The sequence below is a fragment of the Amycolatopsis sp. NPDC048633 genome, from assembly GCF_040650695.1.
Classification (GTDB): domain Bacteria; phylum Actinomycetota; class Actinomycetes; order Mycobacteriales; family Pseudonocardiaceae; genus Amycolatopsis.
Genome location: NZ_JBEZHS010000035.1, coordinates 70,290 through 94,015 on the forward strand (window position 1 = coordinate 70,290; position 23,726 = coordinate 94,015).

Sequence of the window (23,726 nt, forward strand, 5' to 3'; positions counted from 1 at the left end):
ATAGCTCTTGTGCATCCGCTCGCGTAAGCTCCCGCCATGGGTTTCGTCGCATGGGTGATCTTCGGGGCGATCGTCGGCTGGGCCGCGAACCTCGTCGTCGGCGGCCGCGACCGGCGCCGGCAAGGCTGCCTGGTCAGCGTGCTCGTCGGCGTGATCGGCGCGGCACTGGGCGGGCTGGTCTACCGGCTCGCGACCGGCCAGGCGAAGACGTACGACTTCGACTTCCCCAGCTTCGGCGTGGCCATCCTCGGCGCCGTCGTGCTGCTGGCGATCCTGCGGCTCGTGAGCGGTCTCGGCCGTCGTCCGAGCGACCGTTCGTAACTTTTGCCGGACGAATCGTGGCCGGTACCGCTCCGGCGGCTAAACTGTTTCCTCACGCGCATCGCCCGGTGGCCGGGTGCCTGCGCCGTCGGGGGGCGCAGGCGCTCGGCCGCACTTCTTCGCCTCGATGACGACGTCGACGGCGCGCAGCGGATCCACCAGGGACGGAATCGGCACTTCGTCGATCTCCGCGCGCCAGGCGCCGAAGAGCTCGTCGAGGCGAGCGTCGGCGGGATCGCGGTGATCGGTCATCGTCCCCTCCCAAGGGCCGCGGCAGCGCCCCGAACGGCGTCAACTACTTAGAGTTGTCGGCGAATTCGACCTTCCGTTACCGGGATGTGGTCGTTCCCACCCGGTGCGGGGACACCCTCGCGGAGGAGCCACCCAGGGGCGCGCGGACACGTTCACCTGGGGCAGCGGTAGCGTGGTGGCGCCCGTACGCGGCCGCCGGACCCCGGCGCCGACCCGATCTTCCGACACGAAACCAGGGGACCCGACCATGAGCGGCACCCGGCCGGAATCCGCCGGCAATCCCGTCGCCCACGCTCTCCAGCTGGCCCGCGAGACGCTGCCGCCGATGCACCCGGCCGGTCGCCCGTTCGTGGCGGGCGGCGCGGTCGCGACGCTGGTCGCCCGCCGGTTCTCCAAGCGCCTCGGCGTCCTGGGCGCGCTCACGACGGTGGCGATGGCCGCCTTCTTCCGCGAGCCGAAGCGGGTCCCGCCGCCGCTTGACGGCGTCGCGCTCGCCTCGGCCGACGGTCTCGTCTCGCTGATCGAGGAAGCCGTCCCGCCCGCCGAGCTGGGCCTGCCGGCCGAGCCGCGGATGCGCGTGTCGGTGTTCCTCTCGGTATTCGACGTGCACGTCCAGCGCGTGCCGGCGAACGGCGTGATCGAGCGCGTCGCCTACCGCCCCGGCAAGTTCCTCTCCGCCGACCTGGACAAGGCCAGCGAGGACAACGAACGCAACTCCGTGCTGATGCGCACCGAAGACGGCCACGAGCTCGTCGTCGTGCAGATCGCCGGGCTGGTCGCGCGCCGCATCCTCTGCGAGATCCGCGAGGGTGACAAGGTCGGGGCCGCCTCGACCTACGGCATCATCCGCTTCGGCTCACGGGTCGACCTCTACCTCCCGCCGGGTTCGCGGGTGCTGGTCAGCAAGGGCCAGCGCACGGTCGGCGGCGAGACCGTGCTCGCGGAACTCCCTGCCTCGCCTGCGAAGGGCTGATCGATGGTCCGCGTGACCACCCCCGGCGTCCGGCTGCTCCCGAACGCCATCACCGTGCTCGCGCTGTGCGCGGGCCTGTCGGCCGTGCAGTTCGCGCTCACGAAGAACTTCGCGATGGCGATCGCCTCGATCGGCATCGCGGCGGTGCTCGACAGCCTGGACGGCCGGATCGCCCGCCTGCTCGACGCGACGTCGAAGATGGGCGCGGAGCTGGACTCGCTGTCCGACGGCATCTCGTTCGGCGTCGCGCCGGCGCTGGTCATCTACGTGTGGCAGACCGGCGCGGACCGGATCGGCTGGGTGGCGTCGCTGATCTTCGCCGTCTGCATGATCCTGCGGCTGGCCCGCTTCAACACGCTGCTGGACGACACCGAGCAGCCGGCGTACGCGAGCGAGTTCTTCGTCGGCGTCCCGGCGCCCGCGGGTGGCCTGCTGGCGATGCTGCCGCTGGTGGCCTGGCTGCAGTGGGGCAGCGGCTGGTGGTCGTCGCAGTGGGTCGTGTGGGCCTGGACGGTCGCCATCGCCGCGCTGCTGATCAGCCGCATCCCGACGCTGTCGCTGAAGACGGTCAAGGCCCCGGCGAAGGCGATCGCGCCGCTGCTGCTCGGCGTCGCCCTGCTGGCGGCGGCGATCATCCAGTTCCCGCTGGTCGCGCTGATCGCGGCGATGATCCTGTACCTGGCGCACATCCCGTACTCGGTCTACCGGCACCGCTGGCTGGCCGCGCACCCGGAGGCCTGGACGGTCCCGCCGCGCGAGCGCCGCGCGATCCGCCGGGCCTCGCCGCGCCGCCTCGGCCTGCGTCGCCCGCTGCGCCGCCGGGTGGCAGGCGCGGCAATGCGCGCGGTCCGCCTCCCGCGCACCGGCGAAACGGTCCGCACCCCCCGAGGCAGCGAAAACGGCCAGGGCCCGCGGCGCCGCTCATGGCGCCAGATCGGCCTCCGCCGCAAGTAACCGGCCGTGTCGCCCCTCCAATCACGTGTGATGCCCTGCCAATCACGCGAGTCACGCCCCCAATCACGCGAGATCGGTCCCTGATCACGCGGGTCACGCGCCGGATCACGCGAGCCGACCCTCCAGGTACGCGAACCGACCGTCCAGGTACGCGAGTTCGCCGTCCAGGTACGGGAATCGCTCGTGATCCGGTGGGCATCACGCGTGATCAGCCGGGCATCAGGCGGGTTCCACGGCCTCTTCGTCGGCCGGGCCATCGAGGACGAACTTCGCGGCCGTGAGCCGGGACCGCAGCTCGGTGACGTCGATGTCACTCGCACGGCCGCGCATGGCCTCGCCGATGTGCGCGGCGAAGCGGTCTTCCAGGTCCTGGACGAGCTGGCCGGCTCCGACGGCGCCCATGAGTTCGCCGACGCGGCCGAGCTTGCCGGTCCTGATCATCGTCTCGCGCGCGGCGGCGTTCCGGGATCGATCGACCCGGATGCGGAGCGTGCAGATGCTTTCGAGGTACAGCCGCGCGAGGTCCTTCTCCTGCTCGGTCAGGAACGGCGCCCGGCGGATCAGGAAAAAGTTGAGCTCCTGCAGGTGCCGGTAGAACTCCTCGGAGCCGAGCACGGCGATCCGCGCCGCGGTCGCGTGCTCGTTCAGCACCGACCAGAGCTCCTTGAGGGCCTCGGCCCGCTCGGCCTGGTAGTGCTCCGCCGCGGTGGCGGCCCGCTGCCGACGCCACTGCCAGTGCGCCAGCGACGCCACGAGCAAGGCGACCGCCGCCGCGATGATCGCCGACACGACACTGGCCATCGCGGACCCCCCACAGCGCAGGAACGCCCAGTCTATCCGCGCCGCAAGCCCCCGATCAGCAGCTCCAGCTGGTATTCGAAGTCCTGGACGCAGTCGCCGGACTCCAACGCCGGCAGCGCCCGCCGCAGGCTCGGCAGCTCCTCGGACGTCACCATCCGCCGGAAGTACGCGACCACCGGCTCGGCCCGCTCGGCCCGGGTCCCGGTGCCGGCCGTCCCGGTGAGCACCGAGCCGAACAGCATCCCCAGCAACGACCGGTAGCTCCGCGCCGCGGCCTCCTCGGAAAGCCCCGCGTCCAGCAACGCGTGCAGCAGCGCGTCGATGACGCGCAGGGCGCCGGCCGAACGCGGGTTCGCGTCCTGCGCCGCCAAGGCCCGGACCACCACGGGGTGCCGAGTGAAGCTCGCGTGCAACCCGGAGGCCAACAGCCGTACCCGCGAATCCCACGGCAACGCGGGATCAGGAAGCGAGACCTCCTCGAAGACGCACGCGGTGAGCCCGTCCAGCAGGTCGCCCTTGTTCGAAACGTGGTTGTAGAGCGACATCGCCTCGACGCCGGCCGCCGCCGCGACCTTGCGCATCGACAGGGCGGCGAGACCCTGCTCATCAGCCAAGCGCAGGGCCGCGTCCAGGACTTTCTCACGGTTCAAGACCATACTTACAGTGTACGCATACACTGTAAGTATGGACGCCGAAACCGTGCTCACCACCACCCGATCCGTGCGCCGCAAGCTGGACCTCGACCGCGACGTGGCCCCAGAGGTCCTCGACGACTGCCTGAGGGTCGCCCAGCAGGCACCGGCGGCGGGCAGCATGGCCGCGCAGTTCCGCTGGCTCCTGGTCCGGGACGCACGGAAGAAGGCCGCGATCGCCGCGTACAACCGCGAAACCGCCGAAGCGGCGTGGGCGAAGTACGGCCACCTCGTCGAAGAACGGGCCCTCAAGTCCGCCCAGCACCTCGTCCGCAACCTCGAACGCGTGCCCGTGCTGGCGATCCCCTGCATGATCGGCCGCCCGCCGGCGGACGCCTTCACCCAGTCCGCGTACTTCGGCTCCGCGTACCCGGCGATCTGGAGCTTCCAGCTCGCGCTGCGCGACCGGGGGCTCGGCAGCTCGATCTGCGGCTACCACCTGCAGGACCACGAAGCCGACGTCGCCGCGCTGCTCGGCATCCCGGACTACGTCCTGCAGATCAGCCTGCTCGCCGTCGCCCACACCACCCAGCGCGACTTCCGGCCCGCCGCGCGACCGGCGGTCCGGGACATCACCTACTTCGACGCCTGGGAGGGCTCCGCATCGCTAGGGTGAACGGCGTGAGCCACCCGCAGATCACGCTGACCGTCCGGCACACGCCGTCCGCGCTGGACACCCGCCGCGGCGTCGTCCGGCTGCACCCCGAAGTCCTCGACGCGCTCGGCCTGCGGGCCTGGGACGCCGTGCACCTCACCGGCGCCCGGGTCAGCGCCGCCCTCGCCGCGCCCACCGACGAGGCCGACGTGCCCGGCATCGTGCTCACCGACGACGTCACCATGTCGAACCTCGGCGTCACCGAGGGCGCCGAGATCGTCGTCGCGCCGGCCGAGGTCTCCGCGGCGAAGACGGTGATCGTCGCCGGGTCGCGGCTGGCCAGCGTCTCGGTCAGCCCGCACATGCTCCGGCTCGCGCTCATCGGCAAGGTGCTCACCGTCGGCGACGCCGTTTCCCTGCTGCCGCAGGACCTCGCGCCGACGCCGGGGTCCGACCCGGCCGGCCTGCGCGGCCAGCTGTCGCGGGCGATCGGCGCGACCTGGACGAACGAGCTGCTGACCGTCACGTCGGCCGAGCCCGCCGGCACAGTCGCGGTCGGACCGTCCACAGTGGTCGTCTGGCGCGACGGCGCGCGGCCGGCGCCCGAGCCCGCCGCGCCCCGGACGGCGACCGCGCTCGTCCGCACCTCCGCCGTCACCGCGGCCGAGGAGTGGATCGACGCGGAGATCGTCGAAGACGAGGTGGTGGTCGAGGAGGCCGTCGAGCCGGCCGTGCCGCTGGCCGACCTCATCGGCGCCGAAGCGACCGCGCGCAAGCTCGCCGAGTGGTTCGACCTGGCGTTCCACCGGCCCGAGCTGCTGGCCCGGCTGGGCGCGCCCGCCCACCTCGGCGTCCTGCTGTCCGGCCCCGAGGGCGTCGGCAAGGCGACGCTCGTCCATTCGGTCGCGAACGAGTCCGACATCCGCGTGGTGCCGGTGGCCGCGCCGAACCTCGCGGTGCTCGACCCGAACGTCGCGGTCTCGCGCCTGCGTGAGGCGATCCGCGGCGCGGAGGGGCCGACCGTACTGCTGCTCACCGACGTCGACGCGCTGCTGCCCGCGGCCACGCCGCCGCCGGTCGCGACCGTCGTGCTGGAGGAGCTGCGGACGGCGTTGCGGCGCGAGCGCTTCGCCGTCGTCGCGACGACGGCCCGTGCGGAAGCCGCCGACCCGCGGCTGCGCGCCACCGACCTGCTGGACCGCGAGCTCGGCCTCGCCCTGCCGGACGCGAAGACGCGGCGGGAGCTGCTGAACGTCCTGCTCCGCGACGTCCCGCTCGACACGGGCATCGACTGCGGTGTCCTGGCCGAGCGGACGCCGGGGTTCGTCGCCGCGGACCTGATCGCGCTGCGGCGGGACGCGGCGCTGCGGGCCGCGCTGCGCCAGCGCGAGGCGGACGAACCGCGGATCTCGCAGCAGGACCTCCTCGACGCGCTGGCCACGGTCCGCCCGGTGTCGATGTCCACTTCGGACAACCTGGCCACCGGCGGGCTGACCCTGGACGACGTCGGGAACATGATCGACGTCAAGCAGTCGCTCACCGAGGCCGTGCTGTGGCCGCTGCGGTACCCGGACTCGTTCGCGCGGCTCGGCGTCGAACCGCCGCGCGGCGTGCTGCTGTACGGCCCGCCCGGCGGCGGCAAGACGTTCCTGGTGCGCGCGCTGGCCGGCACCGGCGCGCTGAACGTCTTCGCGGTCAAGGGCGCCGAGCTGATGGACAAGTGGGTCGGCGAGTCGGAGCGCGCGGTGCGGGAGCTGTTCCGCCGGGCCGCCGAGGCCGCGCCGTCGCTGATCTTCCTCGACGAGATCGACGCGCTGGCCCCGCGCCGCGGCCAGTCGTCGGACTCGGGTGTCGCCGACCGGGTGGTCGCGGCGCTGCTGACCGAGCTCGACGGCGTCGAGCCGATGCGCGAAGTCGTCGTCCTCGGCGCGACGAACCGGCCGGAGCTGGTCGACCCGGCGCTGCTGCGGCCGGGCCGGCTCGAGCGTCGCGTGTACGTGCCGCCGCCGGACGCCGAAGCCCGCGCGGCCATCCTCGCGGCCAGCTCGAAGAACACGCCGCTGGCTTCCGATGTGGACCTCGCCGAGGTCGCGTCCACTCTGGACGGTTATTCGGCCGCCGACTGCGCGGCGCTGATCCGCGAAGCGGCGCTGACGGCGATGCGCGAGTCCCTGGAGGCCCGCGAAGTCACGGCGGCCCACCTGGACCGGGCCCGCAAGACGGTCCGCCCGAGCCTCGACCCCGCTCAGCTCGCGGCCCTGGAGGCCTACGCGAAAACCCAGGCCGGAGACTGAAGCCGGAACTCGCGTGATCCGGCCCGTAACTCACGTGATTGAGGCCGGAACTCGCGAGTTCCGGCCTCGATCACGTGAGTTACGGGTTCAGCTGCCCTTGTGGCCGGACTCGTAGTTGTTCGTCACGATGACGATCACGCCCGGCGTCGCGTCCTGTATTCCGGCGAAGCGGGGCTCGGCCTTGAAGCCGAACTCCTGGGCGAGCTGCTTGGCCGCCGCTTCCTCGTCGGTGCCCGGGCGGTAGTACGCCGTGGTCGCCGGGATGACGCCCTGCGAGTAGTTGCTGACCTCGGTGACGTTCCAGCCCGAGCCGGCGAAGTCGTCCTTCGCCCGCGCGGCGAGACCCTTGATCGTCGAGTTGTTGAACACCCGCACGGTGACCCACTTGTTCGACGCCTGCTGGTCACCGGGCTGCCCCGGCTGACCGGACGTCGGCTGGCCCGGCGGCGGCGAGGTCGGTGACGGCGGAGTAGGCGACGACGGCGAAGTCGTGGTGGGCGGCGACGTCGTCGGCGTCGTGCCCGAAGGCGGCTGCGACCCGGTGGAGGTACCCGGCTGGGTCGGCGTGCCGCTCGGCCCCGCTTCGTTCGACCCGTCCCCGCTCAACGCGGAGATCCCGCCGATCACCGCCGCGATGATCGCCACCCCGACCAGGGCGACGCCCGCGGCCTTCATCGGCCGGGACATTCCCGAAAACACACTCATTTCAGCTCGATCCCCAGTCGCCGGGCGCCACGCTTGCGCTGGCGGGTGGCGCGCGTCTTGCGCAGCCGCTTCACCAGCATCGGGTCGGCTTCGATCGCCTCCGGCTTCTCCAGCAGCTTGTTGAGCAGCTGGTAGTAGCGCGTCGCAGACAAGTCGAAGCGTTCGCGGATGGCGTTCTCCTTCGCCCCGGCGTGCCGCCACCACTGGCGCTCGAAGGCGAGGATCTCGACCTCGCGTTCGGTCAGGCCGGGCACGGGCTTCGGCGGCGACGGCTGCGGCTCAGCCATCGACTCCGCGGCGTCCATCCGGGTCCCTCTCAATCGGGCGTATGGCGAATCAGACCTAGCTCTTCCGCGGGCGCCATTCAACCACGGAAGCTGCCGCCGACGTGGGCATCCGCATCGGCGCGTCACGGTCTGATGCAGGTCTACCAGAAGGGTCCGACTAAACTGTGTCGCCGTGACCATCCACCCCATCGTGATCGCCGGCGAACCCGTGCTGCACCAGCCGACTCGGGAGATCACCGAGTTCGACGAGAAGCTGCGCACGCTCACCGACGACATGTTCGAGACGATGTACGCCGCCGAGGGCGTCGGCCTCGCGGCCAACCAGATCGGCCTCGACCTGCGGGTGTTCGTGTACGACTGCCCGGACGACGAAGGCGTGCGGCACAAGGGCCTCGTCGTGAACCCGAAGCTCGAGACGTCGGAGATCCCGGAGACCATGCCGGACCCGGACGACGACTGGGAGGGCTGTCTGTCGGCGCCCGGCGAGTCGTACCCGACGGGCCGCGCGGAGTGGGCGAAGGTGACCGGCTTCGACGTCGAGGGCACCCCGATCGAGGTCGAGGGCACCGGCTACTTCGCGCGCTGCCTGCAGCACGAGACCGACCACCTCGACGGCTTCATCTACCTCGACCGCCTGGTCGGCCGGCACGCCCGCGCGGCGAAGAAGATGCTGAAGTCCAACAAATGGGGCGTGCCCGGCCTGTCGTGGCTCCCCCCGCGCACCCCGGAAGACGACGGCGCCGTCATCTGACCTTGAAAGCCGTGAAGGCCTCCTTACCGGCTCTTATGGCCGGTAAGGAGGCCTTCACGGCTTTTGGCGAGGTCTAGCAGCCGAGGTAGTGGCAGCGGACGACGCGAGGCGTTTCGAGGACCGAACCCGCCTTGACGTCCCAGGCCAAGCGCACGTACTGGGCGTGCGTCCAAGCCAGCGGCGTCGCCGACGCGTTGGGCGTGCCGACCGGGAAGCCGGTCTGCCCCGACGGCGGGTTCTCGTCCCACACCTGTTCCGGCATGGTCTCCGCCGAGCTGCTCACCCGGCCGAGGTCACGCAGCCGCCGCGCGGCCGACGACGGGTCGCCGAGCGTCAGCTCGTACTCGCCGCGCTCGCCGGCGAGCAACGGCCACAGCCGCCCGAACGTCGTGCGGCTCTCGGCCGGGAACGTGTAGTCCCACGGCGAACCATCGGCCTGCTCGCCGTAGCCGTCCTTCGTGTACCGGTGCCAGAACTGGCCGGTCGGCGTCGTGAACGCGATGTCCTTGTCGGTGACCTTCACGCTGTTCTTGATCACCGGGTCGTCGGCCCGGTAGATGCCGAGGCGCACCAGGTCGAGGAAGCCCGCGTCGGTGACCGCGCGCTGGTCCATCGTCACGCTCGAGTTGCCGAGGTTGTACGTCGTCGGAGCGTTGGCGTTCGCGTCCTTCGTGAGCCGGACGAAGTACGGGTCCTTCGACAGCGGCCCGTTCGTGGTGATCGTCTGCTTCGGCAGGTCGGCCTTGAACTTGTCGGCCGCGGCGAGGTACCGGGCCGCGTCCGCCGGGGCACCGCTGTGCGAGGCGAGGTCCGCCGCGCAGACGAGCCCGGCGATCACCGAGGCGATGGTCGACGGGGACCAGCCGTCCTGCTCCTCCCAGCGCTCCTGCTGGGTGTACGGCGACGGCTGCCCGGCCGGGCCCCGGTAGCCGATGATGAAGTCGGCGGCCTTCCGGACGCCGGGCCACAGGTCGGTCCGGCCGAGCTGCTGGGCCAGCACGATCGGGAAAGCGGTTTCGTCGAGCTGGATCGACGTCCAGTACGGCACGCCGTCGACGCGGCTGTTCTGCGGCATGTGCCCGTCGGCCTGCTGCTGGGTGCCGAACATGTAGCTCACCGAGCGGTTCGCGGCGGCTGTGTCCCCGCCGGCGGCCAGGCCGGTCGCGATCTGGTAGAGGTCACGCGGCCAGACCAGGTGGTAGGTGCCGGACGGCGACCACTCCGGGTCGTTGTTCCCGAACCGCCACGGCATGCTCGGCGACGCGATGAAGGCGCCCGGGTGGTGCTTGTCCTCGCTCGCGGCGAGCGTCAGCATCGACGCCTTGTAGAGGTCGCGCTCGGCGTCGGTCTTCAGCGACGACGGCGGTTTGCTGATCCCGCGCAGGTACTGCTCCCAGCCGCGGTCGTACGCGCGGGTGGTGTCGCGGACGCCGCGTCGCTGCGACGCCTGCGCGCTGCCGAGCGCGTCGGCGGCCTTCGCGCCCATGCCGAGGGCGAGGGTGACGTGCCGGCTGCGGACGCCGTCGGCCGCGGTCTGCCCGGTCAGCAGGACGTTGCCCTTCGCGGCGGTGTCGTAGGTGTTCAGCTTGAAGGTCTTGGTGAGCTGCGTGTTCCCGTCGGACGAGCCGGCGTAGCCGACGCTGGTCCTCGTGAAAGCCGGCTTCGCGGTCAACGCGGCGGCGTTCGTCGCGTCCTGCGCGGTGACGGCGTCGCCCTTCCGCGCGGCGGAGTCGTCGGAGCCGTCGTTGGTCAGGTCCGGGTCGGCGACCGCGTAGAGCTGGTAGGGCCGCCCGGTGAGCGACTGGAAGTCGACGTCCACCAGCACCGTCGTGGCGGCCGGGTCGGTGACGTACGTCTTGCGCAGGCGCCAGCGGTGCTGGTCGTCGGTGATGGTCTGCTCGTAGGTCAGGCTGTCGTCGTCGGTGCGCCGGACCTGCTGCGACTTCGCCGTGTAGTCGGTGTCGGCGAAGCTGCGGCCGTCCGTGACGACGAAGTTCATCGACCGGACGCTCGGCGTCGACAGGTCCGGGTAGTAGACCTCGGACATCTGGCCGCCCTGAAGGGTGAACCAGACGTTGCTCGACCGGTCGTGAGCGGTGCCGAACCCGGTCTTGTTCGCGGGTAGCCAGCTGGGATGGGCCCCGGGCGCACCGGGTGCCTCGCCGCCGCCCTGAGCCGCCGCGATCCCCGGTATCAGGCCGGTGACCAGCAGCCCGGCGAGGGCGCCGAACATGAGTTTGCGCATATCAACCCCACAGAAAAGTCGCTTCTGCACCGTTACAGAAGCGACAGGCAGTGTCTCGCCGATTCTTCACGGGCGCATGGTCCGAACCGGTGAACCACTGACCGTCACTGGTCCGGTCACGCCGCCGGTTCGCCGCCGGCGAACGGACTTCCGGCTCGACCGGGCGCACACTTGTATTACCTGCAACGGTGTAATCGAGGTGCAGTCATGGACGAGGCGATGGACGCCTACTCGCGCGCCGTCAGCACGGTCGCGAAGACCGTCACCCCGCACGTCGCCGGGGTCCAGCTCGCGCGCGGCAGCGGCTCGGCCGTCGTCTTCGCCGGCGACGGCCACCTGCTCACCAACGCGCACGTCGTCGACAGTGACCGAAAAGGCGTCGCGACCTTCGCCGACGGCAGCGAGGTGCCCTTCGACGTCGTCGGCGCCGACCCGCTGTCCGATCTCGCCGTGCTGCGGGCGCGCGGCGAGACGCCGTCGGCCGCCGTGCTCGGGGACGCCGACGACCTCGTCGTCGGGCAGCTCGTCGTCGCCATCGGGAGCCCGCTCGGCTTCTCCGGCACCGTCACCGCGGGTGTCGTCAGCGCGCTCGGCCGGGCGCTCCCGGTGCGCCACGGCCGCGCCGGGCGCGTGATCGAGGACGTCATCCAGACCGACGCCGCGCTCAACCCGGGCAACTCCGGCGGCGCGCTCGCCGACTCCGCCGGCCGCGTCGTCGGGATCAACACCGCGGTCGCCGGGTTCGGGCTCGGGCTCGCGGTGCCGATCAACGCGACGACGCGGCGGATCATCGACACGCTCGTCGTCGAGGGCCGGGTGCGGCGCGCGTACCTCGGCGTCGTCGGCGTCCCGGCGCCGCTGCCGGACGACGTCGCCGAGCGCACCGGACAGGCGGCCGGGCTGCGGGTGCACGAGGTGGTCGCGGGCGGGCCCGCCGAGCGCGCCGGGCTGCGCGCCGGCGACCTCGTGCTGACCGTCGGGCGCACCCGCGTCTCGGACGCCCAGGGCATCCAGCGGCAGCTGTTCGCGGAAGTGATCGGCACCGCACTGCCGATCACCGTGCTGCGCAACGGAGCCATGGTCGACATGTACGCCACACCGGCCGAACTGGTCGGGTGAGGTGAGCGGACTTGAGTATGTCGCCCCGGCGTGGCATGGTCGGTGGCACAACACCACAACGCGGGAGCTCGCGCCATGGCGGGCTGAGAGGGTGACTGGGGATTCTCCCAGGTGTCACCGACCGCATGAACCTGACCGGGTAATGCCGGCGTAGGGAGTGAAAGTCGTTGACCACCTTGGAAAACAAGGACGTCTCCGTCACGACCGGACCCATCACGGGCTCGCACAAGATCTACCAGCAGACCGAGTCCGGACTTCGGGTTCCGGCACGCCGGATCGACCTCTCGAACGGCGAACACTTCGACGTCTACGACACTTCGGGCCCCTACACGGATCCCGAAACCGAGATCGACGTCCACAGTGGACTCCACCGGTTGCGTGCCGGCTGGGCCGACGGCCGTGAGCACAACACCCAGCTCGGGTGGGCCAAACAGGGTGTCATCACCCGGGAAATGGAGTACATCGCGGCCCGCGAGCGCGTCGAGCCGGAGTTCGTGCGCGCCGAGGTCGCGAGCGGCCGCGCGGTGATCCCGGTCAACCGCCGCCACCCCGAAACCGAGCCGATGATCATCGGCAAGAACTTCCTGGTGAAGATCAACGCCAACATGGGCAACTCGGCCGTCTGGTCGTCGGTCGAAGAAGAGGTCGACAAGATGGTGTGGGCGACCCGCTGGGGCGCCGACACGATCATGGACCTCTCCACCGGGAAGCGGATCCACGAGACGCGCGAGTGGATCATCCGCAACTCGCCGGTCCCGGTCGGCACCGTGCCGATCTACCAGGCGCTGGAAAAGGTCGACGGGGAACCGGAAAAGCTGTCGTGGGAGGTCTACCGCGACACGATCATCGAGCAGTGCGAACAGGGTGTCGACTACGTCACCGTGCACGCGGGCGTGCTGCTGCGCTACGTCCCGCTGACCGCGCGGCGCGTCACCGGGATCGTCAGCCGCGGCGGCTCGATCATGGCCGCGTGGTGCCTCGCGCACCACCAGGAGTCGTTCCTGTACACGCATTTCGAGGAGCTCTGCGAGATCCTGCGGCAGTACGACGTCACGTTCTCCCTGGGCGACGGCCTGCGCCCCGGCTCGATCGCGGACGCCAACGACCGCGCCCAGTTCGCCGAGCTGGAAACCCTCGGCGAGCTGACGCACATCGCGCGTTCACACGACGTCCAGGTGATGATCGAAGGCCCCGGCCACGTGCCGATGCACAAGATCAAGGAGAACGTCGAGCTCGAGGAAAAGCTCTGCGGCGAGGCGCCGTTCTACACCCTCGGTCCACTCGCGACGGACATCGCGCCCGGGTACGACCACATCACGTCGGCCATCGGCGCGGCGCAGATCGGCTGGTACGGCACGGCGATGTTGTGTTACGTCACGCCGAAGGAGCACCTCGGCCTGCCGAACCGCGACGACGTCAAAACCGGCGTGATCACGTACAAGATCGCCGCGCACGCCGCCGACCTGGCCAAGGGGCACCCGTACGCGCAGGAGTGGGACGACGAGCTGTCGAAGGCGCGGTTCGAGTTCCGCTGGAACGACCAGTTCAACCTCTCGCTCGACCCGGACACCGCACGCTCGTTCCACGACGAGACACTGCCCGTCGAAGCAGCGAAGACCGCGCACTTCTGCTCGATGTGCGGGCCGAAGTTCTGCTCGATGCGGATCACGCAGGACGTCCGCAAGTACGCCGAGGAGCACGGTCTGTCCACTGTGGAGGCGATCGAAGCCGGCATGGCGGAGAAGTCGGCCGAGTTCTCGGACGCGGGCAACAAGGTCTACCTGCCCGTGGTGCAGCCGTGACTCCCCCCACCGCCCTCACCATCGCCGGGTCCGACTCCGGCGGTGGTGCGGGCGTCCAGGCGGACCTGCGCACGTTCTTCGCGCACGGTGTGCACGGGCTCGTCGCGCTGACCGCGGTCACCGTGCAGAACTCGCTGGGCGTACAGGGTTTCACGGAGATCCCGGCGGACATCGTCACCGCGCAGATCAAGGCGGTGGCGTCCGACATGGGCGTCAACGCGGCGAAGACGGGCATGCTGGCGTCCGCCGAGATCATCCGCGCGGTCGCGAAGACGCTGGACGAGGTCGAGATCGGCCCGTTCGTGGTCGACCCGGTGGCGGCGTCGATGACGGGTCACGCGCTGCTGCGGGAGGACGCCCTGGAGGCGATCTGCACGGAGCTGTTCCCGCGCGCGACACTGATCACGCCGAACCTGGACGAAGTCCGCTTGCTCACCGGCATTTCCGTGGTCGACGCGGCTTCCCAGCGCACGGCCGCGGAGGCGTTGCTGGAGTTCGGCTCGCAGTGGGTGCTCGTCAAGGGCGGCCACATGCAGGGGACGCCGGAGTGCGTGGACCTGCTCTCGGACGGCCGCGAGTTCATCTCGTTGAGCGGCCCGAGGTACGAGACGGAGAACACCCACGGCGGCGGCGACACGATGGCGTCGGCGATCACGTCGTCGTTGGCGAAGGGCGCCTCGGTGCCGGACGCGGTGGCGTCGGGGAAGAAGTTCATCGAGCGGTGCGTGGCGGAGGCTTATCCACTGGGCGCGGGTGTCGGCCCGGTATCCCCGTTCTGGGTCCTGGCCTAGCGGACCGGCTGCAGCTCCCGCGTGTCATAGGACTCGCGCGCCGAGCGGATGCGGGCGAAGTTCGCCTGCGACCACGTGCTCAGCGCGACCAGGTGCGCCCCGACCTCCGACCCCATCTCCGTCAGCGCGTACTCCACCGTCGGCGGGGTGGTCGGGTAGACCGTGCGCGTCAGGAAGCCGTCGCGCTCCAGCTGGCGGAGGTTCTGCGTCAGCATCTTCTGGCTGATGCCGTCGACCGCGCGCCGCAGCTCGCCGAAGCGGTGCGGGCCGCGGGCCAGCGCGCCCAGCACCAGCGCCGTCCACTTGTTGGCCAGCAGGTCCAGCACGTCGCGGCACGGACAGCTGCGGAGGTAGACGTCCCAGGGTCCGTCCTGGTCACAGGTGGTTTCCATCAGGTACCTACTTTACGAACAAGTGCCTTCTAGCGAAAAGTGCCTACCCGTCCGAGTATAGGAGGCGACCCCGGAAAGAAGGAGAGAGCAGATGCGCATCGTGACCCAGGAGACCCTCGGCGGGCCGGAGGTGCTCCGCGTCACCGAAGCACCGCGCCCCGAACCCGGGCCGACGGAGGTCCTGGTGCGGGTGCACGCGGCCGGGATCAACCCCGTCGACTGGAAGGTGCGGGCCGGCGGCGGGTTCCTCGGCGAACCGCCATTCACGGTCGGCTGGGACGTCGCCGGCGTCGTCGAAGAAGTCGGCTTCGGCGCCACCGGCGTCCGGCAGGGTGACGAAGTCCTCGGCATGCCGTGGTTCCCACGCCCGGGCAACGCCTACGCGGAGTACGTCACCGCGCCGTCGCGGCACTTCGTGCGCAAGCCCGCCGGCCTCTCGTTCGCCGAGGCCGCCGCACTGCCGCTGGCCGGGCTGACCGCCTGGCAGGGCCTCGTCGACGTCGCGAACGTCCACAGCGGACAGCGCGTGTTCGTCGACGCCGCCGCGGGCGGGGTCGGCCACCTCGCCGTCCAGATCGCCAAGGCGCGCGGCGCGCACGTCATCGGCACGGCCAGCGCCGGCAAGCACGACCTGCTGCGCGAACTCGGCGTCGACGAGCCGATCGACTACCACGATCCCGAAGCGGGTACGTCCGATGTGGACGTCTACTTCGGACTCGTCGGCGAAGAGAGCGACCTGCGCTGGCTCCCCGCGATCAAGGAAGGCGGCCTGCTGATCGGCGTGCCCAGCGGTGTCGCCGACCGCGTGGCCCGGAAAGCGGCCGAAAGCGGAGTCCGCACGGAGCGGATCCTCGTCGAACCGGACCGCGGCGGGCTGACCGGCCTCGTCGAGTTGATCGAAGCCGGTCAGCTGAAGGTCCGCGTCGAACAGACCTTCCCGTTGGAAGACGCCGCCAAGGCGCACGAGCTGGGCGAGTCCGGCCGGGTGTCCGGAAAGCTCGTGCTGACCGTCTAACCCCTGGCGAGCACCTGCGGCAGCACCGTCGTGAGCCCGGTCCAGTCCGACGTGATCACCGACGCGTGCTGCTTCGCGAGGTCGGCGACGCGCTGGTTGGCCTGGTCGACCGTCGGGTTGTGCGCGTCGATCGCGGGCGCGACGTTCTGGCCGTCGGTCATCACGACGTAGTAGTGGTTGGCGTCGTACCACCACGGCCCGGTCTGCGTCACCCACGCGTTCGCGTCGCCGTCGAACACGACGAACCACGGCTTGAGGTCGGCGGTGTACTTGTCCCGCGGGTCACCGCCGGCCGCGCCGTGCACGGTCGGGAAGATGTTCGCGTCGCCGAGCTTGCCCGCGTTCTTGAGCCCGACCAGGTACCGCGCGTACTCGACGTCCGTCTTCAGCGTGTCGGTCGGGTTCTGCTCCTCGACCGTGCCCGGGATGATCTCCGTGATCACCCGGCCCCGCAACGCGTCCACGGACGGCCAGTTGTCCGCTTTGGCCGCGTCGTCGAGCGTGCCGTAGCTCCCGAGCAGCTCGGCCGGGCGGAACGCGACGCTGCCGAGGTGCGAGCGGAACGTCGCGTCCAGCTCGTCCGGCCCCATGCCCGTGTTGTCCGAGAAGCCCGTCTTCATCTCCAGCTTGAGCGTGATCGGCGTGTGCCCGGGGTGGGCGGCCAGCCAGATCCGGATGTCGTCGAGGCAGTACTCGAGGTTCTTGTTCTTCCCGCCGGTGTACAGCTGTGACGCCGAGGTCGCCGCGACGCAGTTGTTGCTGTTCCCCAACGGGTTCGAGTGGCTGACCTTCCACTCGTGGGTGAAGAAGTCCGGCCAGACGTCGAGCTCGATCAGCGACGACCCGGCGTCGAGCGCCCGGGCCAGGTAGTCGTAGGCCGCGGGGTCGTACGTGTTGTGCACGCCGACCGTCGTGACGTGGGAGAGCTTCGGGCTGTCCGCGTTGGCCGCGGTCGCTCCGGAGAGCACGAGAGCTGCAGTGAGGAACGCCGCCGAGAAGAGCTTCATCCAGGCTCCTTCGCCCAAGAACTGGTGAGTAGCCCACACAATGTGCCACCGTGGTGGACTGTTGATGAAGCAAAAGCGGCCGATTGGCCTAGACCAGAAGTCGGGAAAAGAATGACGACGAGCCCTCCGACGGCGTTGACCATCGCCGGGTCGGACTCCGGCGGCGCCGCCGGGCTGCAGGCGGACCTGCGCACCTTCCTGACGTGCGGCGTGCACGGCCTGGTCGCGGTCACCGCCGTCACCGTCCAGAACACCCTGGGCGTGCACGACCGCGCCGACCTGCCCCCGCACATCGTGGCCGGGCAGATCGAGGCCGTCGCGGCGGACATGGGCGTCGGCGCGGCCAAGACGGGCATGCTGGCGTCCGCGGAGATCATCAACGCCGTCGCGGCGGCGTGCGACAAGGCGCAGATCGGCCGCAACGAGAAGATCCCGTTCGTCGTCGACCCGGTCGCGGCGTCGATGCACGGCCACCCGCTGTTCGACGACGCCGGCCTGCACGCCCTGCGCGACGAGCTGCTGCCGCGCGCGACGGTGCTCACCCCGAACCTCGACGAGGTCCGCCTCCTCACCGGCATGACCGTGAAAGACCGCGAAGGCATGCACACCGCGGCCGTGGTGCTCCAACGAATGGGCCCGAAGTACGTCCTGGTCAAGAGCGGCCACCTGCAGTCCGACCCGGAGTGCGTGGACCTGCTGTTCGACGGCTCGACGTTCGTGGAGCTGCCCGGGCAGCGCTACGCGACCCCGCACACGCACGGCGCGGGCGACACGATGGCGTCGGCCCTCACCGCGGGCCTGGCCAAGGGCATGTCCGTGGTCGAAGCGGCGCGGTACGGCAAGTGGTTCGTCTCCCACGCCGTGGAGCACGCCTATCCGATGGGCGCCAAGGTCGGACCCGTTTCGGCCTTCTGGCGGCTGGCACCCGAACAGCGCTGAGTACCCGCCCGGTTACCATCGCTGCGTTTACTCATCCTTGAAACCAGCAGGGGGCGGTCTTGACCGGGCGCGAGCGGGTGGCGAAGGTCCTCGAGGACCGCCGCTTCCAGAACTTCATCATCGCGGTGATCGTGTTCAACGCGGTCACGCTCGGCATGGAGACGTCGACGTCGCTGATCGACGGCTACGGGACGCTCCTGCACACCCTCGACCACGTCGCGCTCGGCATCTTCGTTACCGAGCTGCTCGCGAAGTTCTACGCCTACCGCGGCGCGTTCTTCCGCGACAACTGGAACGTCTTCGACCTGCTGGTCGTCGGCATCGCGGTGATCCCGGCGACCGGGCCGTTCGCCGTCCTGCGGTCGTTGCGCGTGCTGCGCGTCCTGCGGCTGATTTCGGTCGTGCCGTCGATGCGCAAGGTCGTCTCGGGACTGCTCGCGGCGATCCCCGGCATGGCGTCGATCGCCGCCCTGCTCGGGCTGATCATCTTCGTCGCCGGCGTGATGGCGACCAAGCTGTTCGGCGTCATCTCCCCGGAGAACTTCGGTGACCTCGGGACGTCGCTGTTCACGCTGTTCCAGGTGATGACCGGCGAAGCGTGGCCGGACATCGCGAAGGAGATCATGATCCAGGCGCCGATGGCCTGGATCTTCTTCGTCGTGTACATCCTGGTGTCGAGCTTCGCGGTGCTGAACCTCTTCATCGCCGTCGTGGTCAGCGGCATGGAGGACGAGCTGCGCCAGGACATCCGCGAGGAAGAGGCGAAGCAGGCCGAAACCCAGGCCGCCGCGAACCAGGAGATCCTCGACGAGCTACGCGCCCTGCGCGCGGAGCTCGCCGAGCTGCGGCAGAAGGCGGCTTAGATGTCCTTGCGACCCGCTGTCGTCCTCGCGCTCCTGGCCGTCGTCCTCGTCGGCTGCACGCAGGAACCGGCGTCGACGGGCCGCGTCTCGGCCGCCGCGATCATCAGCACCGTCGAGGGCTTCGCCGGCAAGGATGCCGCCGTTTCCCACATCAACGTGCTGAGGAAGGAGGCGAAGAACGGCGAGGTCAGCTTCGTCGACCTGGCCATCGCCTGCAAACCCGGAACGCGCGACTGCCTGCTGGTGGCACCCGACGGCGCCGGATACCCGAACTTGGCGGACTTCGTCGACGACACGAAGCTCCTCGAACCAGGCGACACGATTTCCGGCGCGGGCGGAATTCCCACCCACCCGGACACTGCACAGAGCGAGACCATCACCAAGAACGACCCGGCCGACGCGGCGTGGACCGTCGTGGGCCTGTCCGCCGCCGGTCTGGTGGTGGCGGCGCTCGTCGTCTTCGTCGCGTTGTGGCTGGTCAGGCGGGCCCGCGGACGCCGTGACGCCGATCGCCTGCTGACCGAATGGGACTTGCCGCCCGAGGACTAACCCTCGTCCGCGATCAGCGCCTCCATGGCCGGGAGCGCCGCCGTCAGGGCTTCGCGGTGCTCGGGCGACAGGCGGTCGAGACGCCGGTTCAGCTCCTGCACCCGCGTCGACCGGACGCCGGACACCAGCCGCTCGCCCTCTTCGGTCGCCTTCGCCAGCCAGGCCCGGCGGTCGACCGGGTCGGACTCGCGGCTGACGTACCCCGCCTCGACCAGGGACGCGATGATCCGCGACATGGTCGCCGCGGCGACGCCCTCCTTCGCGGCGAGATCGCCGAGGCGCAGCTGGCCGGAGATCACCAGCGTCGCGAGGGCCGAGATGGCGCCGTGGCCAGGGCCCGGTACGCCGGCCTGCCGCAGTGACCGGGACAGCCTGCCGACGGCGAGGTACAACCTGCCCGAGACGTCCTGGACCGATGTGCTCGTCACGGCTGGCTCCTTCTGCCTCACGCGTGCGCGGGTGCGCCGGAAAGTGCCGTCAACCTTACGGGTTCGCCGTGCACGTTCGGCGTTAAGCCACCCCGGTTCACCGGGGTGGACTCGACGCCTGGGCCCAGAACCGCTGCGGCACGCGCCCCGCGCTGCGGGCCAGGTGGCCGGCGACGACGGCCGAACGCATCGCCGCGGCCATCCGCTCGGGGTCCGTCGCCCGGGTGACGGCGGTGGACAGCAGGACGGCGTCGCAGCCGAGCTCCATCGCCAGCGTCGCGTCCGACGCGGTACCGATTCCGGCGTCCAGGATCACCGGGACGCCCGCCCGCGAGACGATCAGCTCGATGTTGTGCGGATTCCGGATACCGAGGCCGGTGCCGATCGGCGCGCCCAGCGGCATCACGGCGGCGCAGCCGGCCTCCTCCAGGCGCAGCGCGAGCACCGGGTCGTCGTTCGTGTAGGCGAACACGGTGAACCCGTCGGCGGCCAGCCGCTCGGCCGCGTCGAGGGTTTCGAAGGGGTCCGGGAGCAGTGTCCGGTCGTCGGCGTGCACCTCGAGCTTGACCAGATCGGTACCGAGCGCCTCGCGCGCCAGCTGCGCGGTGAGCACGGCTTCGGCGGCCGTGCGGCAGCCCGCGGTGTTCGGCAGCAGCTCGATGCCGAGCCTTTTCAGGAGCTCGAGGACACCGGAGCCGCCTTCGGCGTCGGCGCGGCGCATGGCGACGGTCGTCAGCTCGGTGCCGGACGCGACCAGCGCACGTTCGAGCACGGCCAGGTTCGCCGCGCCGCCGGTGCCGATGATCAGCCGTGACGTCAGCTTGGAGGTGCCGATGACCAGCGGTTCTTCGTCCATTTCAGCCTCCCTGGACCGCGGTGAGCACGTCGACGCCCGCGCCCTTGGGCACGGCGGTGGCCGTCCAGTCGCTCCGGCGGACGACGACGCCGTCGACCGCGACGGCGATGCCGGGCCGCGGCCCGCCGGACGCCTCGAGGACGTCGGCGACGGTCGCGCCGTCCGGGAACTCCGTCCACTTCCCGTTGAGCTTGATCTCCATCACACGTGCTCCTTCTGGTGCAGGCGGGCGGGCGAAGCCGCTTCGACGCCTTCGGGCGGCTTCTCCCCCTCGAGCCAGGCGACCACGGCGTCCGCGGTCACGGGGGCCATCAGCAGGCCGTTGCGGTGGTGCCCGGTGGCGGCGAAGACGCCGTCGTCCAGGACGCCGATGTAGGGCAGCACGTCCCGGCTGCCGGCCCGCAGGCCCGCGGCGGTCTCGACGAGCTCGTACTCGGTGATCGCGGGGAAGACGCGTTCGGCGCCCTCGATCAGCTCGCGGACGCCGCGCGCGGTGACGGCCCGGTCGAAACCTGCTTCGTACTGCGTCGCGCCGAGCACGAGCTCCTGGTCGCCGCGGGGGACGAGGTAGATCGGGCGGCCCTCGACGACGGCCCGGACGGTGCGCGTCGGTGGCGGCAGGCAGCCGCGGCGGGGCTTGAGGCGGAGGATTTCGCCTTTGAGCGGGCGGACGGCGTCGGCGAGCTGCGGGTGCAGCCGCCCGGTCCAGGCGCCCGCGGCGAGCACGACGGCGTCGGCGTCCGGGATGCGTTCGACGCGCTCGCGGACGAACCGGACGTCTCGTTCCTGACAGGCCGCGTACAGCGCGTTGAGCAGTTTCCGGTTGTCCACGGCCAGGTCGCCAGGCACGTGGAGTCCACTTCGGACGGACCCGGTGCCGGGTTCGAGCCGCTTGACCTCGCGGCCGGTGAGCCGTTCGGCCGCGCGGCCGATCGAGTGCAGGTGACCGGCGAGGATGTCGAGGTGGCCGGCGTCGGCGCTGTCGAACGCGACGACGAGGGTCCCGTGTTCCGCCAGGCCCGGGTCGACGCCTTCCTGGGCGAGGTCGCTCGCGAAGCCGGGCCAGCGGCGTAAGGACTCTTCGCCGAGGCTGAGGACGTCCTCCTCGCCCGGCCAGGCTTCGGTGACCGGGGCGAGCATGCCGCCGGCCAGCCAGGACGCGCCGCCGCGGACGGGTTCGGGGTCGTAGAGGGTGACGTCCCGGCCGGTTCGCGCGGCGCGCCACGCCGCGGACAGGCCGATCACGCCGCCGCCGACGACGGCCAAGGTGTTCGTCATGGGAATCACGCTCCCTGCGCCGGCATGACCCGGATCAGGTTCCACGGTCGGAGCGGCAGCTCCCTCTCAGCCCGTGCCTCGGGCTCCCGTGCGGACAAGTCCACCCTACTGTGCCGTTCGTTGATAATCCAACCGCAGTCACGGCCGGATGGCTTTCGCGACAACGGCATGTACCGCTCGACGGCCGGCCTGCTTTGGTCGGATTGTCAACTTGCCAGGTACGGTCGCCGCTATGCTCGCCCTCTCCGGTGACAAGATCCGCGCCCGCCTCGACAGCGCGCGCCTGTACCTGTGCACGGACGCCCGCACGGCCCGCGGCGACCTGGCTTCGTTCGCCGACGCGGCGCTGGCCGGCGGCGTCGACATCATCCAGCTGCGCGACAAGACCGGCGCCTTGGAAGCCGCGGGAGAGATCGCGGCGCTGGAGGTGCTGGCCGAGGCGTGCGCCCGGCACGGGGCGCTGCTGTCGGTGAACGACCGGGCGGACGTGGCACTGGCGGTCGGCGCGGACGTGCTCCACCTGGGCCAGGACGACATCCCGGTACCGCTGGCCCGCCGAATCCTGGGTGACGACGTGGTGATCGGCCGCTCGACACACTCCCTTGACCAGGCCCTCGCGGCTTCGTCAGAGCCAGGAGTGGACTACTTCTGCACGGGCCCCTGCTGGCCGACGCCGACGAAGCCCGGGCGCTCGGCACCTGGTTTGGACCTGGTGCGTTCGACGGCTTCGGCCGCACCGGAGCGGCCGTGGTTCGCGATCGGCGGCATCGACGGCGACCGGCTCCCGGAGGTCCTGACGGCGGGAGCGTCGCGGATCGTGGTGGTCCGGGCGATCACCGAGGCCGAGGACCCCGAGTCCGCGGCCCGCGAACTGCGCGCCCGCCTGGCCTGACAGCCCCCGCCCTCCCTGGGGGGCGTCCCCTGTCCAGTCTATCGGTCCCTGGCCTGCAAAAACGGCTCCGCGCAAAGTTGTGGACAACTTCGCGCGGAGCCGTTCGCCTGTGGACAAGTGGCTGCTAGGGCGTGGGAGTCGAAGCCGCGCCCTGGCTGGTGGGCGGGGCCGCCGAGGTCGACGGCGGCTGGGCCGTCGTGCTCGGTGTGGTCGGGGTCGTGGTCGGCGAGTCCGCCGAGGTCGTCGGCGGGGTTGTGGTCTCGGTCGTCGACGGGGTCGGCGTCGGCGAGTCCTGGGTGTCGTTCGTGCTGGTGGACGGTGTCGTCGAGGGCGTCGTGTCGGGGTGACCGCCGCCGCCGAAGATCTTGCCGATGCCCGAACCCGTGCCGCCGCCGATCTGGGTGCCCGTCGCCGACTCGAAGCCCACTATCGCCAGGATCGCCACCGCGAACGCCGCCACGCTCGTGCCGATGATCAACGGCCAGCGCAACTTCCGCAGCCGCGACGGTTCCTCCTCGGGCGGGCCGTCCTCGGGCCGGGGCAGCTGGACCGTCGGCTGCTCGGCCAGCGCCACCTCCGCGCCGACGCCGGGGCCGCCACGCCGGCGGATGCCGGACGTCGCCAGCTGCCGCGCCTTCGCCGCCGCCGCGCGCGTGCGCTGCAGCGAGCGCAGGTAGAGCTCGCCGCCGACCGTCGTGATCACGCTCGCCACGCCCGCGCCGACCACGGTGCCGGCTACGCCGAGCGTCGACCCCAGCAGCGCCGCCGTCACCGCCGCGAGCGCCGCCGCCATCACCTGCGCGATGCGCAGACCTGACTTTTCTTCCTTCGCTTCGGAAGCCGCTGCGTTCTCCTTGCTCATGATCCCGATCCGGTAGTAAGTCTTCTCCCCTGTCCAACGTCTAAGGCGCGCGAGGAACTCCCC

The 23,726-nt window shown here is 70.8% G+C and carries 27 protein-coding genes and 2 riboswitches; of the genes, 14 read left to right on the forward strand and 13 right to left on the reverse strand.

From position 1 onward, the window contains the following. Positions 1-36 precede the first annotated feature (36 nt). On the forward strand, positions 37-321 hold the full coding sequence (locus AB0C38_RS40185) for a GlsB/YeaQ/YmgE family stress response membrane protein (RefSeq protein ID WP_360683383.1): 285 nt from the start codon (positions 37-39) through the stop codon (positions 319-321). Positions 322-360: 39 nt separating this feature from the next. On the opposite strand, the gene AB0C38_RS40190 is transcribed toward AB0C38_RS40185, so the two are convergent. After that, entirely contained in the window at positions 361-573 is a 213-nt protein-coding gene (locus tag AB0C38_RS40190; RefSeq protein WP_360683386.1) for a hypothetical protein, read from the reverse strand. Between the two features lie 247 nt (positions 574-820). On the opposite strand from AB0C38_RS40190, the gene AB0C38_RS40195 reads away from it, so the two are divergent. Continuing rightward, the gene (locus tag AB0C38_RS40195) at positions 821-1,546 is read left to right on the forward strand and encodes a phosphatidylserine decarboxylase (RefSeq protein ID WP_360683389.1); all 726 of its coding nucleotides are present in this window, start codon (positions 821-823) and stop codon (positions 1,544-1,546) included. A 3-nt stretch (positions 1,547-1,549) separates the two neighbouring features. Further along, complete coding sequence (gene pssA, locus AB0C38_RS40200) at positions 1,550-2,500, forward strand: CDP-diacylglycerol--serine O-phosphatidyltransferase (protein WP_360683392.1); 951 nt, start codon at positions 1,550-1,552, stop codon at positions 2,498-2,500. A gap of 219 nt (positions 2,501-2,719) precedes the next feature. Here the strand turns inward: pssA and AB0C38_RS40205 are convergent, their stop codons facing one another. Together AB0C38_RS40205 and AB0C38_RS40210 are read right to left on the reverse strand one after the other, a co-directional pair. Continuing rightward, positions 2,720-3,301, reverse strand: coding sequence for a hypothetical protein (locus tag AB0C38_RS40205; protein ID WP_360683395.1), 582 nt, complete (start codon positions 3,299-3,301; stop codon positions 2,720-2,722). A gap of 32 nt (positions 3,302-3,333) precedes the next feature. Further along, on the reverse strand, positions 3,334-3,957 hold the full coding sequence (locus AB0C38_RS40210) for a TetR/AcrR family transcriptional regulator C-terminal domain-containing protein (protein WP_360683398.1): 624 nt from the start codon (positions 3,955-3,957) through the stop codon (positions 3,334-3,336). Positions 3,958-3,985: 28 nt separating this feature from the next. Between AB0C38_RS40210 and AB0C38_RS40215 the strand changes: the two genes are divergently transcribed. Both AB0C38_RS40215 and AB0C38_RS40220 read left to right on the forward strand, forming a co-directional pair. Then, positions 3,986-4,609, forward strand: coding sequence for a nitroreductase family protein (locus AB0C38_RS40215; RefSeq protein ID WP_360683401.1), 624 nt, complete (start codon positions 3,986-3,988; stop codon positions 4,607-4,609). Positions 4,610-4,614: 5 nt separating this feature from the next. Next, the gene (locus AB0C38_RS40220; protein WP_360683404.1) at positions 4,615-6,882 is read left to right on the forward strand and encodes an AAA family ATPase; all 2,268 of its coding nucleotides are present in this window, start codon (positions 4,615-4,617) and stop codon (positions 6,880-6,882) included. A gap of 87 nt (positions 6,883-6,969) precedes the next feature. On the opposite strand, the gene AB0C38_RS40225 is transcribed toward AB0C38_RS40220, so the two are convergent. Then, positions 6,970-7,587, reverse strand: coding sequence for a LytR C-terminal domain-containing protein (locus AB0C38_RS40225; RefSeq protein ID WP_360683407.1), 618 nt, complete (start codon positions 7,585-7,587; stop codon positions 6,970-6,972). After that, entirely contained in the window at positions 7,584-7,892 is a 309-nt protein-coding gene (locus tag AB0C38_RS40230; protein WP_155544154.1) for a DUF3263 domain-containing protein, read from the reverse strand. The genes AB0C38_RS40225 and AB0C38_RS40230 overlap by 4 nt, the downstream gene beginning before the upstream one ends. Before the next feature lie 154 nt (positions 7,893-8,046). Between AB0C38_RS40230 and AB0C38_RS40235 the strand changes: the two genes are divergently transcribed. Next, entirely contained in the window at positions 8,047-8,625 is a 579-nt protein-coding gene (locus AB0C38_RS40235; protein ID WP_360683410.1) for a peptide deformylase, read from the forward strand. Positions 8,626-8,698: 73 nt separating this feature from the next. Here the strand turns inward: AB0C38_RS40235 and AB0C38_RS40240 are convergent, their stop codons facing one another. Next, positions 8,699-10,870, reverse strand: coding sequence for a glycoside hydrolase family 15 protein (locus AB0C38_RS40240; RefSeq protein WP_360683413.1), 2,172 nt, complete (start codon positions 10,868-10,870; stop codon positions 8,699-8,701). A gap of 207 nt (positions 10,871-11,077) precedes the next feature. Between AB0C38_RS40240 and AB0C38_RS40245 the strand changes: the two genes are divergently transcribed. The 3 genes from AB0C38_RS40245 to thiD (AB0C38_RS40255) all read left to right on the forward strand — a co-directional run bounded on the left by AB0C38_RS40245 (position 11,078) and on the right by thiD (AB0C38_RS40255) (position 14,582). Next, complete coding sequence (locus tag AB0C38_RS40245; RefSeq protein ID WP_360683416.1) at positions 11,078-11,989, forward strand: trypsin-like peptidase domain-containing protein; 912 nt, start codon at positions 11,078-11,080, stop codon at positions 11,987-11,989. A gap of 50 nt (positions 11,990-12,039) precedes the next feature. After that, positions 12,040-12,163: riboswitch (TPP riboswitch) on the forward strand. After that, positions 12,157-13,791, forward strand: coding sequence for a phosphomethylpyrimidine synthase ThiC (gene thiC, locus AB0C38_RS40250; protein ID WP_360683419.1), 1,635 nt, complete (start codon positions 12,157-12,159; stop codon positions 13,789-13,791). It overlaps the preceding riboswitch by 7 nt. After that, positions 13,788-14,582, forward strand: coding sequence for a bifunctional hydroxymethylpyrimidine kinase/phosphomethylpyrimidine kinase (gene thiD / locus AB0C38_RS40255; RefSeq protein ID WP_360683422.1), 795 nt, complete (start codon positions 13,788-13,790; stop codon positions 14,580-14,582). Before thiC ends, thiD (AB0C38_RS40255) begins: the two co-directional genes overlap by 4 nt. Here the strand turns inward: thiD (AB0C38_RS40255) and AB0C38_RS40260 are convergent. Further along, positions 14,579-14,974, reverse strand: a complete 396-nt coding sequence (locus AB0C38_RS40260) for a helix-turn-helix domain-containing protein (RefSeq protein ID WP_360683424.1) — start codon at positions 14,972-14,974, stop codon at positions 14,579-14,581. The two genes, thiD (AB0C38_RS40255) and AB0C38_RS40260, sit on opposite strands and share 4 nt — an antisense overlap. Positions 14,975-15,065: 91 nt before the next feature. Here AB0C38_RS40260 and AB0C38_RS40265 point away from each other — a divergent pair, with 91 nt between their 5' ends. Beyond that, positions 15,066-15,989: an NADP-dependent oxidoreductase gene (locus AB0C38_RS40265; RefSeq protein WP_360683427.1), complete on the forward strand. Its 924-nt coding sequence runs from the start codon at positions 15,066-15,068 to the stop codon at positions 15,987-15,989. Here AB0C38_RS40265 and AB0C38_RS40270 read toward each other — a convergent pair. Then, positions 15,986-16,996, reverse strand: coding sequence for a phosphatidylinositol-specific phospholipase C domain-containing protein (locus AB0C38_RS40270; RefSeq protein ID WP_360683430.1), 1,011 nt, complete (start codon positions 16,994-16,996; stop codon positions 15,986-15,988). The genes AB0C38_RS40265 and AB0C38_RS40270 overlap by 4 nt on opposite strands. Before the next feature lie 111 nt (positions 16,997-17,107). Here AB0C38_RS40270 and thiD (AB0C38_RS40275) point away from each other — a divergent pair, with 111 nt between their 5' ends. The 3 genes from thiD (AB0C38_RS40275) to AB0C38_RS40285 are packed head-to-tail and all read left to right on the forward strand — an operon-like array spanning position 17,108 to position 19,347. Continuing rightward, positions 17,108-17,935 (forward strand): bifunctional hydroxymethylpyrimidine kinase/phosphomethylpyrimidine kinase, encoded by an 828-nt coding sequence (gene thiD, locus AB0C38_RS40275; RefSeq protein WP_360683433.1) that lies wholly within the window; start codon positions 17,108-17,110, stop codon positions 17,933-17,935. 59 nt (positions 17,936-17,994) lie between these two features. Then, positions 17,995-18,798 (forward strand): ion transporter, encoded by an 804-nt coding sequence (locus tag AB0C38_RS40280; RefSeq protein ID WP_360683436.1) that lies wholly within the window; start codon positions 17,995-17,997, stop codon positions 18,796-18,798. Further along, positions 18,799-19,347 (forward strand): hypothetical protein, encoded by a 549-nt coding sequence (locus AB0C38_RS40285; protein WP_360683439.1) that lies wholly within the window; start codon positions 18,799-18,801, stop codon positions 19,345-19,347. Here AB0C38_RS40285 and AB0C38_RS40290 read toward each other — a convergent pair. The 4 genes from AB0C38_RS40290 to thiO all read right to left on the reverse strand — a co-directional run bounded on the left by AB0C38_RS40290 (position 19,344) and on the right by thiO (position 21,909). Next, on the reverse strand, positions 19,344-19,775 hold the full coding sequence (locus tag AB0C38_RS40290; RefSeq protein ID WP_360683442.1) for a MarR family transcriptional regulator: 432 nt from the start codon (positions 19,773-19,775) through the stop codon (positions 19,344-19,346). The two genes, AB0C38_RS40285 and AB0C38_RS40290, sit on opposite strands and share 4 nt — an antisense overlap. Positions 19,776-19,872: 97 nt before the next feature. Next, positions 19,873-20,631 (reverse strand): thiazole synthase, encoded by a 759-nt coding sequence (locus AB0C38_RS40295; protein ID WP_360683445.1) that lies wholly within the window; start codon positions 20,629-20,631, stop codon positions 19,873-19,875. 1 nt (position 20,632) lies between these two features. Continuing rightward, complete coding sequence (gene thiS, locus AB0C38_RS40300; protein ID WP_360683448.1) at positions 20,633-20,833, reverse strand: sulfur carrier protein ThiS; 201 nt, start codon at positions 20,831-20,833, stop codon at positions 20,633-20,635. Then, on the reverse strand, positions 20,833-21,909 hold the full coding sequence (gene thiO, locus AB0C38_RS40305; protein ID WP_360683451.1) for a glycine oxidase ThiO: 1,077 nt from the start codon (positions 21,907-21,909) through the stop codon (positions 20,833-20,835). The genes thiS and thiO overlap by 1 nt, the downstream gene beginning before the upstream one ends. Then, positions 21,904-22,009: riboswitch (TPP riboswitch) on the reverse strand. (Overlaps the previous gene by 6 nt.) Positions 22,010-22,141: 132 nt before the next feature. Between thiO and thiE the strand changes: the two genes are divergently transcribed. After that, a complete protein-coding gene (gene thiE, locus AB0C38_RS40310) occupies positions 22,142-22,801 on the forward strand; it encodes a thiamine phosphate synthase (protein WP_360683454.1) in 660 nt (219 codons plus the stop codon). A gap of 124 nt (positions 22,802-22,925) precedes the next feature. Here the strand turns inward: thiE and AB0C38_RS40315 are convergent, their stop codons facing one another. Then, positions 22,926-23,663, reverse strand: a complete 738-nt coding sequence (locus AB0C38_RS40315) for a hypothetical protein (protein WP_360683457.1) — start codon at positions 23,661-23,663, stop codon at positions 22,926-22,928. Positions 23,664-23,726 lie beyond the last annotated feature (63 nt).

Coding starts and splice junctions, on each gene's coding strand:
- AB0C38_RS40265 (WP_360683427.1), top strand. CDS start 15,066: ATGCGCATCGTGACCCAGGAGACCCTCGGCGGGCCGGAGGTGCTCCGC.
- AB0C38_RS40285 (WP_360683439.1), top strand. CDS start 18,799: ATGTCCTTGCGACCCGCTGTCGTCCTCGCGCTCCTGGCCGTCGTCCTC.
- AB0C38_RS40215 (WP_360683401.1), top strand. CDS start 3,986: ATGGACGCCGAAACCGTGCTCACCACCACCCGATCCGTGCGCCGCAAG.
- AB0C38_RS40295 (WP_360683445.1), bottom strand. CDS start 20,631: ATGGACGAAGAACCGCTGGTCATCGGCACCTCCAAGCTGACGTCACGG.
- AB0C38_RS40190 (WP_360683386.1), bottom strand. CDS start 573: ATGACCGATCACCGCGATCCCGCCGACGCTCGCCTCGACGAGCTCTTC.
- thiD (WP_360683433.1), top strand. CDS start 17,108: ATGACGACGAGCCCTCCGACGGCGTTGACCATCGCCGGGTCGGACTCC.
- thiS (WP_360683448.1), bottom strand. CDS start 20,833: ATGGAGATCAAGCTCAACGGGAAGTGGACGGAGTTCCCGGACGGCGCG.
- AB0C38_RS40270 (WP_360683430.1), bottom strand. CDS start 16,996: ATGAAGCTCTTCTCGGCGGCGTTCCTCACTGCAGCTCTCGTGCTCTCC.
- AB0C38_RS40315 (WP_360683457.1), bottom strand. CDS start 23,663: ATGAGCAAGGAGAACGCAGCGGCTTCCGAAGCGAAGGAAGAAAAGTCA.
- AB0C38_RS40245 (WP_360683416.1), top strand. CDS start 11,078: ATGGACGAGGCGATGGACGCCTACTCGCGCGCCGTCAGCACGGTCGCG.
- AB0C38_RS40210 (WP_360683398.1), bottom strand. CDS start 3,957: ATGGTCTTGAACCGTGAGAAAGTCCTGGACGCGGCCCTGCGCTTGGCT.
- thiE (WP_360683454.1), top strand. CDS start 22,142: ATGCTCGCCCTCTCCGGTGACAAGATCCGCGCCCGCCTCGACAGCGCG.
- AB0C38_RS40195 (WP_360683389.1), top strand. CDS start 821: ATGAGCGGCACCCGGCCGGAATCCGCCGGCAATCCCGTCGCCCACGCT.
- AB0C38_RS40225 (WP_360683407.1), bottom strand. CDS start 7,587: ATGAGTGTGTTTTCGGGAATGTCCCGGCCGATGAAGGCCGCGGGCGTC.
- AB0C38_RS40205 (WP_360683395.1), bottom strand. CDS start 3,301: ATGGCCAGTGTCGTGTCGGCGATCATCGCGGCGGCGGTCGCCTTGCTC.
- thiO (WP_360683451.1), bottom strand. CDS start 21,909: ATGACGAACACCTTGGCCGTCGTCGGCGGCGGCGTGATCGGCCTGTCC.
- AB0C38_RS40260 (WP_360683424.1), bottom strand. CDS start 14,974: ATGGAAACCACCTGTGACCAGGACGGACCCTGGGACGTCTACCTCCGC.
- AB0C38_RS40230 (WP_155544154.1), bottom strand. CDS start 7,892: ATGGACGCCGCGGAGTCGATGGCTGAGCCGCAGCCGTCGCCGCCGAAG.
- pssA (WP_360683392.1), top strand. CDS start 1,550: ATGGTCCGCGTGACCACCCCCGGCGTCCGGCTGCTCCCGAACGCCATC.
- AB0C38_RS40185 (WP_360683383.1), top strand. CDS start 37: ATGGGTTTCGTCGCATGGGTGATCTTCGGGGCGATCGTCGGCTGGGCC.
- AB0C38_RS40240 (WP_360683413.1), bottom strand. CDS start 10,870: ATGCGCAAACTCATGTTCGGCGCCCTCGCCGGGCTGCTGGTCACCGGC.